This window comes from Hyphomonas sp. UBA3601, from assembly GCF_002375605.1.
In the GTDB taxonomy this organism is placed as follows: domain Bacteria; phylum Pseudomonadota; class Alphaproteobacteria; order Caulobacterales; family Hyphomonadaceae; genus Hyphomonas.
Genome location: NZ_DFME01000138.1, coordinates 16,695 through 29,631, shown reverse-complemented (window position 1 = coordinate 29,631; position 12,937 = coordinate 16,695). Strand labels below are relative to the sequence as shown.

Sequence of the window (12,937 nt, the reverse complement as noted above, 5' to 3'; positions counted from 1 at the left end):
CCCTGTCCCAGCATGCTGGCCTCGTGGCGATGGTCGGCGCGGAGGAACTGGACGGCCATGTCGAGGTCTACCGCCGCAATCGCGAATTGATGCTTGAAGCCCTGCCGCGCCTCGGGCTTGAAAAGATCGCGCCGCCGGATGGAGCGTTCTACATCTATGCCGACATATCGAAGTATACCGATGACAGCCTGGCCTTCTGCCTGAAACTGCTCGAAGATACCGGCATTGCCACAGCCCCCGGTGTCGATTTCGATCCGGTTGAAGGCCATCGCTTCATGCGGTTTTCATTTGCGCTGTCGACAGCACAGATCGAAGAAGCGCTCAGCCTGCTGGAGCCATGGTTCGCGGCTCAGCCGCAATCATAGTCGGCCACGGCGCCGCCATCTGCGCTGCGCTCCAGAGACACGAAATTGCAGCCCTCCGGCGCTGCAGCCCTGGCGGCCTCGACCAGCGCATCTTCGGTCGGCGCTTCGGCCACGCCGAATGTGCCATCAGTCTTGACCGAGAATTTGAGTTTGAAGCCCTGACCCTCGGCCGGTGAGGCAAAGAAGCTGTAGCCGCCCCCCGCCACGGTGCGATCCGGCAGGCCGCTCCAGGTGGATGCACTCCACCCGGCAGAATTTGAGGCGCAAGCCCCAAGGACAAGCGCCGCACTGATCGTAAGATATTTCATGGTCCCACCTCCTGATCCGGAGGCAGCAGTATAGCCTAGAACTTGACTTCTGGCACCGTGGACAAGGCTTCTCGTCCTTCGACACCGACATCGAAGAATTCGCGACCTTCGAAATTGAACATGCCCGCCACAATGGATCCGGGGAATTGTTCGCGGGACGTGTTGTAGTCCTGAACAGCCGAATTGTAGAAGCGGCGCGCGGCGGCGAGCTTGTCTTCGATGGAAGACAGTTCCGACTGAAGTTCAAGGAAGTTCGTGTTCGCCTTGAGGTCCGGATAGGCTTCGGCGAGCGCGAACAGCTTGCCGAGCGATGCGGTCAGCATGCCTTCGGCCGCGGACATTTCCCCCGGTGTGCTCGCGCTTTGTGCGGCATTCCGCGCCGAAATGACGGCATCCAGAGTTTCCTTCTCATGGCTCGCATAGCCCTTCACGGTCTCCACGAGATTCGGGATCAGGTTTTGACGCTGTTTCAGCTGGACATCCACGTCCGCGAAGGCCTGATTGACCCTCTGACGCTTCATCACAAGGCCGTTGTAGATCAGAATGACAAAGCCAGCGATCGCGACGATTGCGGCCAGAACTACTAGAATGGGGCTCATCGGGCGTCCCTCCATAAGAACCAGATTTAAAAGGGGTATCCGGGCCCGGCGCAGAGTGCAAGGGACGCTGCGACGCTCACGCGACCGTTTCAGTTTCCAGATCAGTTTTCAGGCGGTCCAGCAGGGCGACCGCACCAGAAGCATAGCGCCCGATCCAGCGCTCATGAATATGTTTGATCGGCAAGGCATTGAGATAATTCCAGCGCTGGCGACCAACCCGACGCACGAGCACAAGGTCAGCTTCTTCCAGCACTCCCAGATGCTGCATCACCGTGCACCGGTTGAGCTGGCTGAACTGCGCGCAGAGGTCACCCGTCGTCTGAGGTGCATCTTTCAGCGCATCCATCATGCTTCGCCGGACCGGCGCGGCCAGCGCCCTGAAAATCAGGTCAGTTTTATCATCGCTTGACATGTTGTCTTTTTATAACATTAACTTGGATCTGGCAAGCGATAGCGGGAGGCTACGATGAACCTGAAATTCGAAGTAAGCGGGCGTATCAATCGCCCTGTCGAGGACGTGTTCGAGGCCGTCGCAGACCCCAAACAGCTATCTGGCTATTTCACTACTGGCGGTGCGAAAGGCCGACTGGAGGCTGGCGCGACGGTCATATGGGATTTCCACGACTTTCCCGGTGCCTTCCCCGTCAATGTGGTAGACGTGGAGGAAAACAAACGCATCGTCCTGGAATGGGATGGCGATGGAACAGATGGCGCCAAAACAACCGTCACCATTCGGTTCGAACCGACCGAGGATGGCCGCACCATCGTCTCCATTTCAGAAGAGGGGTGGCCGTCAACGGATCAGGGCCTGTTGAATTCCTACGGCAATTGCATGGGCTGGTCACAAATGATTTGCGCCATGAAAGCCTGGCTCGAGCATGGCATCAACCTGCGCGACGGCATGTATACATAGCGCCTCCGATCTGATCTGCGTCAAGCCGGAGGCTTGACCCCCATTCCTATTTGTCGCCTGATTTCCCGGAACCAGGAGATGATCATGGCCTCACCCTTTCCGCTCGGCGAGCATCATTACAGCCACCGCATCGGCTGGCTGCGCGCCACGGTGCTTGGCGCGAATGACGGAATACTGTCGACCGCCAGCCTGATGATCGGCGTTGCGTCCGCTGCAGCCTCCACCGGCGCGATCCTGACCGCAGGCCTTGCAGGCTTGGTGGCGGGTGCGATGTCGATGGCAGCAGGGGAGTATGTTTCTGTCTCGTCGCAGGCTGACACTGAACAAGCCGACCTCGAGATCGAGCGCGCAGCGCTGCGGGACCATCCCGAAGCCGAACTGGTTGAACTTGCGCACATCTACATGAATCGCGGTGTCGAAAAGGACACCGCTTATGAGGTCGCGCGGCAGTTGACCGAAAAGGATGCGCTGGAAGCCCATGCGAGAGACGAGCTTGGCATCAACGAAATTGTAGCAGCGCGGCCCATTCAGGCAGCTGTCAGTTCTGCGCTCAGCTTTTCCGTAGGCGCGGTCCTGCCTCTGTTGGCAGCCGTGTTCTCACCGGCGGATCTGGTCACACCTGTTGTGGCGGGCGTGTCCCTGCTGGCGCTGGTCCTGCTTGGTATGGCTTCGGCCAAGGCGGGCGGCGCGGGCAAGTTCAAAGCCATTGTGAGAATCGTATTCTGGGGGGCTGCTGCCATGCTTGTCACCGGCTTGATCGGTGCAGCCTTCGGTACGGTCGTTTAGAAATTCGCGTGCTTCTTCCCAACGGCCCGTCTTTACAAATTCTTTCAAATCTTTAGCTGCTAGTGAGGGGAGGCGCAGACAGTAATGCATAGAAGATGCTCATGACGGATTCAGGCCAACTCGCACGCATGATTTCAGACGCCCGCCGGGTGATGGTATTCACCGGAGCTGGCATCTCCACCGAGAGCGGCATTCCGGATTTCCGAAGCCCTGGTGGCGTTTGGAGCAAAATGTCCCCGATCTATTTCCAGGATTTCGTCGCCTCACGCGATGCGCGCCGGGAATCCTGGCGGCGCGTATTCAGTCGCGCCGAAGGTTGGACCGGTGCCAAACCGAATGTGGGCCACTATGCCATCGCCGATCTGGTGAAGCGCGGGAAGGTTAGCTCCGTAGTCACACAGAATGTGGACAACCTGCATCAGGATTCCGGCGTGCCAGACGATCAGGTCATCGAAATACATGGCAATGCGAGCTATGCCAAATGCCTGCAATGCGGAAAACGCTACGAATTCGAGACGCTGAAGCCTCGCTGGGAACAAGACGAGGATCTGACCTGTATCTTCTGCACGGGCCTGCTTAAGAATGCGACCATCTCGTTCGGCCAATCGATGCCCGAAGACAAGATGCTGCGGGCCAGCGAGGAAGCGTTACTCTGCGACCTTGTGATCGTGCTCGGTTCGTCACTTGTGGTTTACCCGGCCTCGGCCATTCCGATGGAAGCCAAGCGCAACGGCGCGCGCATGGTGATCGTCAATCGTGAACCGACCGATCAGGACCCGTTCGCCGATCTCGTCCTTCATACCGAGATCGGCTCGCTGATGACGGACACAATGGCCTTGCTCGACCGGTAAGACATCTGCCCACGGTGTTTCCTTTCGGCCAAAATGGAATTTCAGCCACCCCGTCAACTCAATCGAAACTCTAGATTGCTATAGATCCAGAAGAAACCTTCATGGTGGGAGGCCTGGAATGCGCAATACTGTGCTGGCAACAACCCTTCTTTTCGCATCCGCATGCGGCAATGCGGGCGGTACATCCATTGAGGCCTCCACACCGCTTGTCATCGCGGAGGGGCAGGCCCCGGTCACCTATGGACAGGTCACAACAGGCACGCCCTCGCTGAGCCCATCAATCCTTCCCGCCCAGCCGGAGGCCGTGCGCACAAATGCATCCTGTCGGACTCCTAAGGCCGGCAACAATGCGCGTGCGGCCTATGTCTACACGTATGGTGGCGGGGTCCGGACGCCGCTGCACCATATCAACCGAAAGGACACGCCAGAAGCGATTGCCGAGCGCAAAGCCATGATCCGGGAGAGGACAAAAAACGCCAAGACGGCCGTGCAGCGCGAAGCGCTCGGTATGGCTATCGGAAGTGCGGTAAACAACGCCCGCCAGATCGACGTCCTTGTGACGGAGACCGATACCCCGGTTTTCCTGTACCTCACATCCTATGACTCCGTTCTCTGGAACATTCAGCGCGCCCCCGGTGTGGAAATCGACGGTGTGGTCATCAACTCCTATGAAGCGGGTGCCATTGCCAATGGAGTGGATGCTTCGCGAACGGGGATCATCTCCTTCGACAATTCTCCAACCAGGAAATGTTACGTCTCAGCTCCGGGCCGCGTTATCCCGGTTGAGGATCGGGTCGCGTCAGCCCGGAAACTCAATCCGAACGTGGACCTCAGCCGGTACAAGAAACAATGGCAACAGGAGTACCGCGACGCGAAACGGTTTTACGGTCAGGATATCAAGAAGCTGACCGGCAAGCGACCGGAGTGGATTCTGGACAATGCGAGGGATGGCGAGTTCAACGCTGTACTGGTTGGCCCGAAACCTGCGACGCCGTTCGAGGCCCAACCGGTGACAAAGCTTCAGGTTCCCTCCCACATCACCCCATTTTGGGGTAGTCAAAAGGATGCCTACAAGGCTTTCGGGCTGGACCCGTCAGCCTAACCGCTGAACGTGCCGCCGCGTGGGAAGCCCTTCGGTACGGCCTTGCCAGCCTGTGAGCGTTTGCCGATCCATTCTTCCCATTCCGGGAAGGCGCGGTGGCGACCGCCCGTCATGACAATCAGTCCGTCACGCTTGTCGAAGGTCATCAGGTCACGCAGCTTGAACTTGCCACTATAGGACTGCAGCTTGTTGCCCTTGCCGCGCGCCATCTCCGGCAACTCATCCAGAGGGAAAATCAACAGTTTCCGGTTCGATCCGACCACGGCCAGCATATCACCCTCAACCGGCACGCAGATGTTCAACTCGCCCTTACCGGTATTCACGGCCTGCTTGCCAGCCTTGCGGTTGGATTCCAGCTCTTTCTCTTCGACGACGAAACCATAGCCCTCGCTGGAAGCGACGACGCGTTTGCGGTCCGGCTCAAAGCGGAACATCGTGACAATGTCGACACTGTCTTCCAGATCAATGGACAGGCGGATCGGCTCGCCGTGTCCGCGTCCACCCGGCAGCTTGTCCGCCGGCAGCGTAAAGGCCCGTCCGTCGGATGCCATGAGGATAATCTTGTCCGTACTCATCACTTCTTCGGAAAGGTAGAGTTCGTCACCGTCCTTGAACTTGGCTGATTCCGGATCGAGCCCGTGCCCCTTCATGCCGCGAATCCAGCCCTGTTGGGACAGCACAATAGTCAGCGGCTCCTTCGGCAGTGTGGCTTCCAGAGCGGCTGCGAGATCCACTTCCGCCATTTCGCCAAACGTCGCGCGGCGGCGACCGAGTTCAGAGTCAGGGTCGAAGGCCTCGCGGGCTTCTTTCAGCTCCTTGGAAACCTTGCTCCATTGGCGGCGTGTTGAGCCGATCAGCTTGATCAGGTCTTCGCGCTCTGCGCTGAGCCGGTCATGCTCGCCGCGAATTTCCATCTCTTCCAGTTTGCGCAATGCCCGCAAACGAAGATTGAGGATGGCTTCAGCCTGAATGTCCGTCAGACCGTAGGTCGACATCAACACAGCCTTGGGCTCGTCCTCATACCGGATTATGCGGATCACCTCATCAATGTTGAGATAGGCGATCAAATAGCCATCAAGCAGGTGCAATCGCTTCTCGATCTTGTCGAGACGGAACTCGGCCCGGCGCACAACGACTTCGCGGCGATGATCGAGATAGGCCTGCAGCACATCCTTCAGGCCCATGACTTGGGGAGCGCCCTTGTGCAGCACGTTCATGTTCAGGCTGAAGCGAGTTTCAAGGTCACAGACCTTGTAGAGGCTCTCCATCAAGACTTCTGGCTCGACGGTTTTCGAGCGCGGGACCAAGACGAGCCGCACATCTTCGGCGCTCTCGTCGCGCACGTCGTCGAGCAGGGGCAGTTTCTTCGCTTCGATCAGCTCGCCCAGCTTTTCGAGCAGGCGCGACTTCTGAACCTGGTAGGGAATCTCGGTGACGATGATCTGATAAGTGCCACGACCAGTGTCTTCGACTTCCCAGCGCGCGCGCATACGGAAGCTGCCGCGACCGGTCTCATAGGCCTGAAGCATGGCTTCCTTGGTTTCGACGATGATGCCACCGGTCGGGAAGTCTGGTCCCTGGACGAAATCCATCAGTTCCGCCGTCGTCGCCTTGGGCTTTTCGATCAGCAGACGCGCCGCATCGATCAGCTCGGCAGCGTTGTGGGGCGGGATGGAGGTGGCCATGCCAACCGCGATGCCGGTCGCACCATTGGCGAGCAAGTTCGGGAATCCGGCTGGCAAGACAACCGGCTCTTCATCATTCTCGGCATAGTTGGCGCGAAAATCGACTGCGTTCTCGTTGAGGCCATCCAGCAACAGCTCGGCGGCAACCGTCATGCGCGCTTCGGTGTAACGATAGGCAGCGGCGCTATCGCCATCAATATTGCCGAAATTGCCCTGGCCATCGACCAGCGGATAGCGAACGGTGAAGTCCTGCGCGAGACGCACCAGCGTATCGTAGATCGAGCTGTCGCCATGCGGGTGGAAGTTACCCATCACGTCGCCAACGATCTTGGCGCATTTGCGATAGCCGCCCTCGGGGTCAAGCTTCAGGACGCGCATACCGTACAGGATACGGCGCTGGACGGGTTTCAGGCCGTCGCGCACATCAGGCAGCGCGCGGGACGTAATCGTCGACAGCGCGTAAGCGAGATAGCGCTTGGAAAGCGCCTCGCTCATCGGCTCGTTGATGATCCGGTCTTCCGGCGTCCCGTCAATCAAATCGGACATTCTGGCCTCTTTGCAGTTCGTGCCACATTCTGGTGCAGGCCCTTGATTAAAGTCAGCGACTCAAGGGCCGGAGCACGTTAACACAAACGTCGCTTTGGTTAAGGAAAGGAAAAGGGCGCAGCTGCTGATGAGTGCAATCCGGGCATGGATCCTGTTGATAAGCCTGCCGGCGCTGGTGTTGCTGGCCTTCTTCTGGCTGGCGCCTCCGCGCCACAATCCCTTTGCGCCGGTCGATTTGACCGAAATGCCCGGCATCGGGACATGGCACAAGCTGACCCGCACCAAGCGAAACCGCGAAGTGTGTTTTGCCGCGCTGGACGATGCGGGCGTGCTGTACACACCGCTGGAAGACCAGAAGCTGGACGGCGGTTGCGGGCTGACAAACGCCCTGACGCTGGACCAGACGCTGACGCCATATTCGGCGACGTTGCGCATGACGTGTGGTCAGGCGGCCGCGCTGTATTCCTGGGAACGCCATATTGCCCGCCCCGCAGCAATCGAGGTCCTTGGCTCGCCGATTGCGCGGATCGAGACCTATGGAAGCTTTTCCTGTCGCAACATCGCTGGCACACGACGAATGTCCCAGCACGGGCTGGGCAATGCGATTGATGTATCGGGTTTCCGCCTTGAGGATGGCCGTCTCATCAGCGTGAAAACGCATTGGGATGCAGGAGGGGCGGAGCAGAAATTCCTGCGGCGTCTTCACAAGGGTGCGTGCGATTTGTTCTCGGTGACGCTGGGGCCTGAATACAATGCCGCCCATGCCGATCATTTTCATCTCGACATGGGCGGGGGGAAAGTATGCCGGTGACTAGCGCCGCAATGGGCTAGTCAATGCATTTGAAGCCGTCTTCATTGACTTCCTTCACACGGCCTTCGCCGCCGCAGACGCGGAGCGCAGTTTCGGTATTTTCATACATGGCGTCGCGGCCGTGTTCGTCGGCATCGACGTGAATGCAGCCCGCAAGAGTAAGCGTGGCAATGGCGGTTACGGCAAAAACAGTTTTCTTCATGGCATCAGCCTTTTCGTTTGCACGGAACGCCCCAGTCCTCACCGGCCACCTAACACATCAGAAAATGAACGGCTTCTGAATATGACAGCCCTTGCGCGCGTTATCTCGCCGCGCAACAGTCAGCGCCACAAGAGGGAAGGAAACAGAATGAAATTGTATAATTCCGTAGGCCCGAACCCGCACGTGGTGCGCATGTTCATGGCGGAACGCGGCATCGACCTGCCCAAGGAAGACATCGACCTGATGGCCGGAGAAAACCGGCAGGCGCCCTATACGACCAAGAACCCGGCTGGCCAGCTGCCCGCTCTTGAGCTTGATGATGGCAGCATCCTGACCGAGATCACTGCCATTTGCGAGTATCTGGACGAAACCCAGCCCGGCGACCGCCTGATGGGGGATACACCCGAAGCGCGCGCCCAGAACCGCCGCTGGACACGGTGGGTGGACCTCAAGATCGTTGAGCCGCTGACCACAGCTTTCCGCGCCGCTGAGGGCCTGCCCATGTTCCAGGACCGGATGCGCTGCCTACCGGAAGCTGCTGATGGCCTGAAAGCCTGCGCACAGGATGGGCTCGTCTTCCTGGACGAACAGATGGCTGACGGCCGTGAGTTTGTGGCAGGCAAGGCATTCGGCCTGGCTGACATACTGCTGTTCTGTTTCCTGGCTTTTGGCAGTCAGGTGGGCCAGCCCCTCAACCCCGATCTGAAACACATCGGAAACTGGTATGCGCGGGTCAGCCAACGCCCAAGTGTGAGCGCCTAGGGCCGCTTCAGCATGCGGCCCACCAGTCGCAGGCGCTCTGCTGGAACGCCCCGATTGAGCCCCCCAAACAGACGCTCTTCCAGAAAATAGCCGGTGAGCTTCAAGCCATCGGCTATATCGGACGGCGCAACATGGGCCGTGGATTCGACAAGAAAGAGCGGCAGGCGAAGGAGGCGGTCGACATATTCCTCGGCCTCCGACCCTCTCACGGCCCGGCCGGTCTTTGGAGATACATGGGTCAGGCCATCATTCGCGCCGGACAACGCGCATGCGTCCAGATCAAGCCCGAAACCCAGCGCGGAGAGCAGGCCCAGTTCCCAGCGCACATAGAGCGCCGGCCAGATTTCCTGCGCCTCAATCTGGTCTAGCAGAAGCTCGGTGGCCTCAAACAGTGCCGAACCGGCTGCATCGCCTTCGTCCAGTCCGCCCCGCAGGATCGCGGTAATAGCCGAAATGGCGGCGAGGGCAGCTGGATCGTCCAATACACGCGCCGCTCGCTCCCGACTGGCCTCGGCCACATCAAACCGGCCCAGAGCCTCTTCAAGGCGACCGGTCCAACTGAGGGAAACAGAATTTCCGGCTTCATATTGCGCGCGGCGCTTGCGCGAGGAACCGCCATAGACAAGACCGGACCTACGCCCGCGCGTGCGGGTGAGAACGTCGAGGGTGAGGCCACCTTCTCCAAAGCGGCGTGCGCCCAGGATTATGCCGTCATCCGACCAGTTCAAACATCGAACTCCAGGCCAAGCCCCTGATAACTCTCTCGGCGTTCCTGCCAGCGTTCATCCACCTTCACGAACAGGAAGAGGTGCACTTTGCGACCGAGCATTTCAGAGAGTTCTTCGCGGGCCTTGCGACCAACATCCTTGATCGCTGCGCCGCCCTTGCCGAGCACCATGGATTTGTGATTGTCGCGGCCGACGACCACGACCTGTTGCACACGGACGGAGCCATCCCTTTTCTCTTCCCAGCTCTCTGTTTCGACCATCAGCTGGTAAGGCAGTTCCTGGTGCAGGCGCAGCATTAGCTTTTCCCGCGTCACTTCGGCGGCAAGCAGGCGCATCGGCAGGTCGGCAATCTGGTCCGGCGGGTAGAGCGCCGGGCTTTCGGGCATCCGTTTCGCGAGCGCCTTTTCCAGCGCTTCGACGCCTTCGCCATTTTCGGCGGAGATCATGAAGACCTCTTCATAGACGCCCGTCTCGTTCAGTTCCGCAATGATGGGCAGGACCTGATCATGGGGAAACAGATCAATCTTGTTCAAGGCGAGGAAAGCTTTGCGGCCAATCTGCTGAAGTTGCTCGATGACCCGGCGGTCATCTTCCAGAGATTTCTTCTGCGCACCATCTACCTTGCCTTCGCGCTCCGCGACCCAGGCCGAAGCGTCGATCAGGTGCACAATGGCGTCCGCATCGTCAGCGCCGCTCCAGGCCGCCTTGACCATGGCGCGGTCGAGCCGGCGCTTGGCCGCAAAGATACCCGGAGTGTCCACAAGCACGATCTGCGTGCCGTCCACCTGCGCGACGCCGCGCACCGGGAAGCGCGTCGTCTGCACCTTGTGCGTGACGATTGCCACCTTAGTGCCGACCAGACGATTGGTCAGCGTGGACTTGCCCGCATTCGGCGCGCCGATAATGGCGGCAAATCCAGCATGGGTGATGGGGGTGTCTGTCATGGGGTTCCGGTCAGGCTTTCTAGGAGAAGGGCGGCAGCATTACGCTCAGCATCGCGCTTTGACGACCCCGCGGCAACAGCCGCACCCCGGTCGGCCACTTTAACTTCAACCTCATAAGTGGGTTCATGGTCCGGTCCCGACCGGCTCAGCACGTCATAATCCGGCAGTGGCAGGCCCTGTCCCTGGGCCCATTCCTGCAGCAGCGTCTTGGGATCTTTGGTCTGGGCCGGAGCCGCCTCGAATTGCGGCGCCCAAGCTTTCTCAATGAATTTCCGGGCGGTGGAGAGCCCGGCATCCTGGTAGATTGCGCCTATAATGGCTTCGCAGGCATCGCCAAGGGTCGATTCCCGTTCGCGCCCACCGGCAGCTATCTCGCCATCCGACATGATAACGAATTCCGAAACGCCAAGATGGCGCATGGCATCCGCGCAGGCCCCCTTGCGAACAAGACTGTTGAGACGCGGAGCCAGATCGCCCTCACTCTCCATCCGGCGTCGGTCAATCAAGCGTTCGGCGATCACGAGGTTCAGGACCCGGTCACCCAGAAATTCGAGGCGCTGGTTGGACAGGCGGACTGATTCCGCAGAAGTTACAGCGCTTGGATGTGTCAGCGCACGGATTAGCGTCTCCGGGTTTTTGAATTTGTGGCCAAGAATGGACTCCAGTGTCCGGATATCCGTTTCGGCCAGTGAGGGCTGGCTCGCTTTTCCCTTCGACCGGAGGCGCGTGCGTTTGGGTCTTGTTGGTGTCATGCTGGCGTCACCGGAAGAGCTTCGATGATGACCTGGGCTTCAGCCCAGGGGTAATCATCCGTGATGGTCAGGTGAATAATCGCTTCATGGCCGGCGGGCATCATCGTGGCGAGGCGCTCCGCCGCGCCGCCAGTCAGCGCAAGAGTTGGCTTGCCCGTTGGCAAATTCACAACGCCGAGATGCTTCCAATGAACGCCGCGACGCGGCACACCCGTACCGAGCGCCTTTGCACACGCCTCTTTGGCCGCAAATCGTTTGGCATACGTCTCAGCAGTCAGGCGACGGCGGCGCGCCAGCGCGATTTCGACATCGGTAAACACGCGTTTCTCAAACCGCTCACCAAATCGGGCAAGTGTCTTTTCCACACGCTCGATATTGCAGAGATCATTCCCGATACCAATGATCATGCGCGGGCCTCATCCATCAGTCGACGCATTTCCCGGATTGCAGCATCAAGACCGATAAAGATGGCCTCACCAACAAGAAAGTGACCAATGTTCAGTTCTGCGATCTCGTGGATTGCCGCCACGGGAGCAACGTTTTCAAATGTCAGGCCATGTCCGGCATGCGGTTCGACACCGCGCTTGCGCGCTTCTATCGCCGCGATCTTCAGCCGTTCGAGTTCTGGCGCCGCGGCCTCTGCACCACCTTCGATCCATAGCTCAGCGTACTTGCCCGTATGGAGTTCGACCACAGGTGCCTGAAGCACTTCCGCAACTGCAATCTGAACAGGGTCGGGTTCGATGAAGAGTGACACCCGCGCACCCGATTCATTGAGGCGGCGAACAACGGGCGCAATTTGGTTATGCAGGCCCGCGACATCGAGCCCGCCTTCGGTCGTACGCTCTTCGCGCTTTTCAGGAACTATACAAGCTGCATGCGGACGGAACTTGCAGGCAATCTCCGTCATCTCGTCTGTCGCAGCCATTTCGAGATTGATCGGAAGGCTGGAAGCCGCACGTATGGCTTCGAGATCCCCATCGCGAATGTGGCGCCGGTCCTCGCGCAAATGGATCGTGATGCCGTCTGCGCCTGCCTGAGCCGCAATCTGCGCCGCGCGCATCGGATCGGGATGATCCCCCCCGCGCGCATTGCGAATGGTTGCAACGTGATCAATGTTCACACCAAGGCGCAACGGGCTTGCCATCAGGCGAGGCCCCTGGAGCCAGGCTTGACGGCCTCCATCGCGGCAAGATCTGGTGGCAAATCATTGGCGTCATAGTCTGGGAAATCGACCGCCGCGAGCGAAATTAGCTTGCAGCCAACATCAGCGCGGCCGTTCGACCGGTCGATGATACAGGCACCACCCACGACCTCGCCGGGCAGCGCATCCAGCGCTTCAACGGTTTCACGAAAAGACAGCCCCGTCGTGACGATATCTTCCGCGATCAGCACACGTTCGCCTTCGGCAATGGAGAAGCCCCGGCGGAACTGAAGCTGGCCATCGACCCGCTCGGCAAAGATCGACCGTGCGCCAAGCTGGCGCGCCAATTCATAGCCCGGAATGATGCCGCCAACAGCTGGCCCAGCCACAACATCAATCTTGCCGAATTCGGCAGTCAGCTTCGCCGCAAGGGCCTTGC

The 12,937-nt window shown here is 59.4% G+C and carries 18 protein-coding genes; 7 read left to right on the top strand and 11 right to left on the bottom strand.

Annotated elements, in window-relative coordinates:
- On the top strand, positions 1-365 hold a 365-nt coding region (locus tag B4F73_RS15690), incomplete at its 5' end, for an aminotransferase class I/II-fold pyridoxal phosphate-dependent enzyme (RefSeq protein ID WP_290483732.1).
- On the opposite strand, the gene B4F73_RS15685 is transcribed toward B4F73_RS15690, so the two are convergent.
- The 3 genes from B4F73_RS15685 to B4F73_RS15675 all read right to left on the bottom strand — a co-directional run bounded on the left by B4F73_RS15685 (position 350) and on the right by B4F73_RS15675 (position 1,684).
- Entirely contained in the window at positions 350-673 is a 324-nt protein-coding gene (locus B4F73_RS15685) for a hypothetical protein (RefSeq protein WP_290483731.1), read from the bottom strand. The genes B4F73_RS15690 and B4F73_RS15685 overlap by 16 nt on opposite strands.
- Positions 674-708: 35 nt before the next feature.
- Positions 709-1,272, bottom strand: a complete 564-nt coding sequence (locus tag B4F73_RS15680) for a LemA family protein (RefSeq protein WP_206992641.1) — start codon at positions 1,270-1,272, stop codon at positions 709-711.
- Positions 1,273-1,348: 76 nt separating this feature from the next.
- Positions 1,349-1,684 carry an ArsR/SmtB family transcription factor gene (locus B4F73_RS15675; protein WP_290483730.1) on the bottom strand — a complete coding sequence of 112 codons (336 nt, stop codon included), beginning with the start codon at positions 1,682-1,684 and terminating at the stop codon, positions 1,349-1,351.
- 54 nt (positions 1,685-1,738) lie between these two features.
- Between B4F73_RS15675 and B4F73_RS15670 the strand changes: the two genes are divergently transcribed.
- From B4F73_RS15670 to B4F73_RS15655, 4 genes are all read left to right on the top strand, one after another.
- The gene (locus B4F73_RS15670) at positions 1,739-2,185 is read left to right on the top strand and encodes an SRPBCC family protein (protein ID WP_290478998.1); all 447 of its coding nucleotides are present in this window, start codon (positions 1,739-1,741) and stop codon (positions 2,183-2,185) included.
- 78 nt (positions 2,186-2,263) lie between these two features.
- A complete protein-coding gene (locus tag B4F73_RS15665) occupies positions 2,264-2,971 on the top strand; it encodes a VIT1/CCC1 transporter family protein (RefSeq protein WP_371822986.1) in 708 nt (235 codons plus the stop codon).
- A gap of 95 nt (positions 2,972-3,066) precedes the next feature.
- Positions 3,067-3,822, top strand: a complete 756-nt coding sequence (locus B4F73_RS15660) for an SIR2 family NAD-dependent protein deacylase (RefSeq protein ID WP_349677877.1) — start codon at positions 3,067-3,069, stop codon at positions 3,820-3,822.
- Between the two features lie 118 nt (positions 3,823-3,940).
- Positions 3,941-4,924, top strand: a complete 984-nt coding sequence (locus B4F73_RS15655) for a hypothetical protein (protein ID WP_290478999.1) — start codon at positions 3,941-3,943, stop codon at positions 4,922-4,924.
- On the opposite strand, the gene parC is transcribed toward B4F73_RS15655, so the two are convergent.
- Complete coding sequence (parC, locus tag B4F73_RS15650; protein ID WP_290483729.1) at positions 4,921-7,155, bottom strand: DNA topoisomerase IV subunit A; 2,235 nt, start codon at positions 7,153-7,155, stop codon at positions 4,921-4,923. The two genes, B4F73_RS15655 and parC, sit on opposite strands and share 4 nt — an antisense overlap.
- A 127-nt stretch (positions 7,156-7,282) precedes the next feature.
- On the opposite strand from parC, the gene B4F73_RS15645 reads away from it, so the two are divergent.
- The gene (locus B4F73_RS15645; protein ID WP_290483728.1) at positions 7,283-7,966 is read left to right on the top strand and encodes an extensin family protein; all 684 of its coding nucleotides are present in this window, start codon (positions 7,283-7,285) and stop codon (positions 7,964-7,966) included.
- Positions 7,967-7,982: 16 nt separating this feature from the next.
- Here B4F73_RS15645 and B4F73_RS15640 read toward each other — a convergent pair whose 3' ends face one another.
- Positions 7,983-8,168, bottom strand: coding sequence for a hypothetical protein (locus B4F73_RS15640; RefSeq protein ID WP_206992635.1), 186 nt, complete (start codon positions 8,166-8,168; stop codon positions 7,983-7,985).
- A 147-nt stretch (positions 8,169-8,315) separates the two neighbouring features.
- Between B4F73_RS15640 and B4F73_RS15635 the strand changes: the two genes are divergently transcribed.
- Entirely contained in the window at positions 8,316-8,930 is a 615-nt protein-coding gene (locus tag B4F73_RS15635) for a glutathione S-transferase family protein (protein WP_034814363.1), read from the top strand.
- Here the strand turns inward: B4F73_RS15635 and recO are convergent.
- The 6 genes from recO to pyrE all read right to left on the bottom strand — a co-directional run.
- Entirely contained in the window at positions 8,927-9,658 is a 732-nt protein-coding gene (gene recO, locus B4F73_RS15630) for a DNA repair protein RecO (RefSeq protein ID WP_290483727.1), read from the bottom strand. The two genes, B4F73_RS15635 and recO, sit on opposite strands and share 4 nt — an antisense overlap.
- Positions 9,655-10,602: a GTPase Era gene (gene era, locus B4F73_RS15625; protein ID WP_290483726.1), complete on the bottom strand. Its 948-nt coding sequence runs from the start codon at positions 10,600-10,602 to the stop codon at positions 9,655-9,657. Before era ends, recO begins: the two co-directional genes overlap by 4 nt.
- On the bottom strand, positions 10,599-11,354 hold the full coding sequence (gene rnc, locus B4F73_RS15620; RefSeq protein WP_290479001.1) for a ribonuclease III: 756 nt from the start codon (positions 11,352-11,354) through the stop codon (positions 10,599-10,601). Before rnc ends, era begins: the two co-directional genes overlap by 4 nt.
- The gene (gene acpS, locus B4F73_RS15615) at positions 11,351-11,761 is read right to left on the bottom strand and encodes a holo-ACP synthase (protein WP_206992630.1); all 411 of its coding nucleotides are present in this window, start codon (positions 11,759-11,761) and stop codon (positions 11,351-11,353) included. Before acpS ends, rnc begins: the two co-directional genes overlap by 4 nt.
- On the bottom strand, positions 11,758-12,501 hold the full coding sequence (locus tag B4F73_RS15610; protein WP_206992629.1) for a pyridoxine 5'-phosphate synthase: 744 nt from the start codon (positions 12,499-12,501) through the stop codon (positions 11,758-11,760). Before B4F73_RS15610 ends, acpS begins: the two co-directional genes overlap by 4 nt.
- The coding region (gene pyrE, locus B4F73_RS15605) for an orotate phosphoribosyltransferase (protein WP_290483725.1) at positions 12,501-12,937 on the bottom strand (437 nt) is incomplete at its 5' end. The genes B4F73_RS15610 and pyrE, both read right to left, overlap by 1 nt.

Bases quoted from the DNA above. Each gene is read 5' to 3' on its own strand.
- B4F73_RS15685 (WP_290483731.1), bottom strand. From the start codon at position 673: ATGAAATATCTTACGATCAGTGCGGCGCTTGTCCTTGGGGCTTGCGCC.
- B4F73_RS15680 (WP_206992641.1), bottom strand. From the start codon at position 1,272: ATGAGCCCCATTCTAGTAGTTCTGGCCGCAATCGTCGCGATCGCTGGC.
- B4F73_RS15675 (WP_290483730.1), bottom strand. From the start codon at position 1,684: ATGTCAAGCGATGATAAAACTGACCTGATTTTCAGGGCGCTGGCCGCG.
- B4F73_RS15670 (WP_290478998.1), top strand. From the start codon at position 1,739: ATGAACCTGAAATTCGAAGTAAGCGGGCGTATCAATCGCCCTGTCGAG.
- B4F73_RS15665 (WP_371822986.1), top strand. From the start codon at position 2,264: ATGATCATGGCCTCACCCTTTCCGCTCGGCGAGCATCATTACAGCCAC.
- B4F73_RS15660 (WP_349677877.1), top strand. From the start codon at position 3,067: ATGCTCATGACGGATTCAGGCCAACTCGCACGCATGATTTCAGACGCC.
- B4F73_RS15655 (WP_290478999.1), top strand. From the start codon at position 3,941: ATGCGCAATACTGTGCTGGCAACAACCCTTCTTTTCGCATCCGCATGC.
- parC (WP_290483729.1), bottom strand. From the start codon at position 7,155: ATGTCCGATTTGATTGACGGGACGCCGGAAGACCGGATCATCAACGAG.
- B4F73_RS15645 (WP_290483728.1), top strand. From the start codon at position 7,283: ATGAGTGCAATCCGGGCATGGATCCTGTTGATAAGCCTGCCGGCGCTG.
- B4F73_RS15640 (WP_206992635.1), bottom strand. From the start codon at position 8,168: ATGAAGAAAACTGTTTTTGCCGTAACCGCCATTGCCACGCTTACTCTT.
- B4F73_RS15635 (WP_034814363.1), top strand. From the start codon at position 8,316: ATGAAATTGTATAATTCCGTAGGCCCGAACCCGCACGTGGTGCGCATG.
- era (WP_290483726.1), bottom strand. From the start codon at position 10,602: ATGACAGACACCCCCATCACCCATGCTGGATTTGCCGCCATTATCGGC.
- rnc (WP_290479001.1), bottom strand. From the start codon at position 11,354: ATGACACCAACAAGACCCAAACGCACGCGCCTCCGGTCGAAGGGAAAA.
- acpS (WP_206992630.1), bottom strand. From the start codon at position 11,761: ATGATCATTGGTATCGGGAATGATCTCTGCAATATCGAGCGTGTGGAA.
- B4F73_RS15610 (WP_206992629.1), bottom strand. From the start codon at position 12,501: ATGGCAAGCCCGTTGCGCCTTGGTGTGAACATTGATCACGTTGCAACC.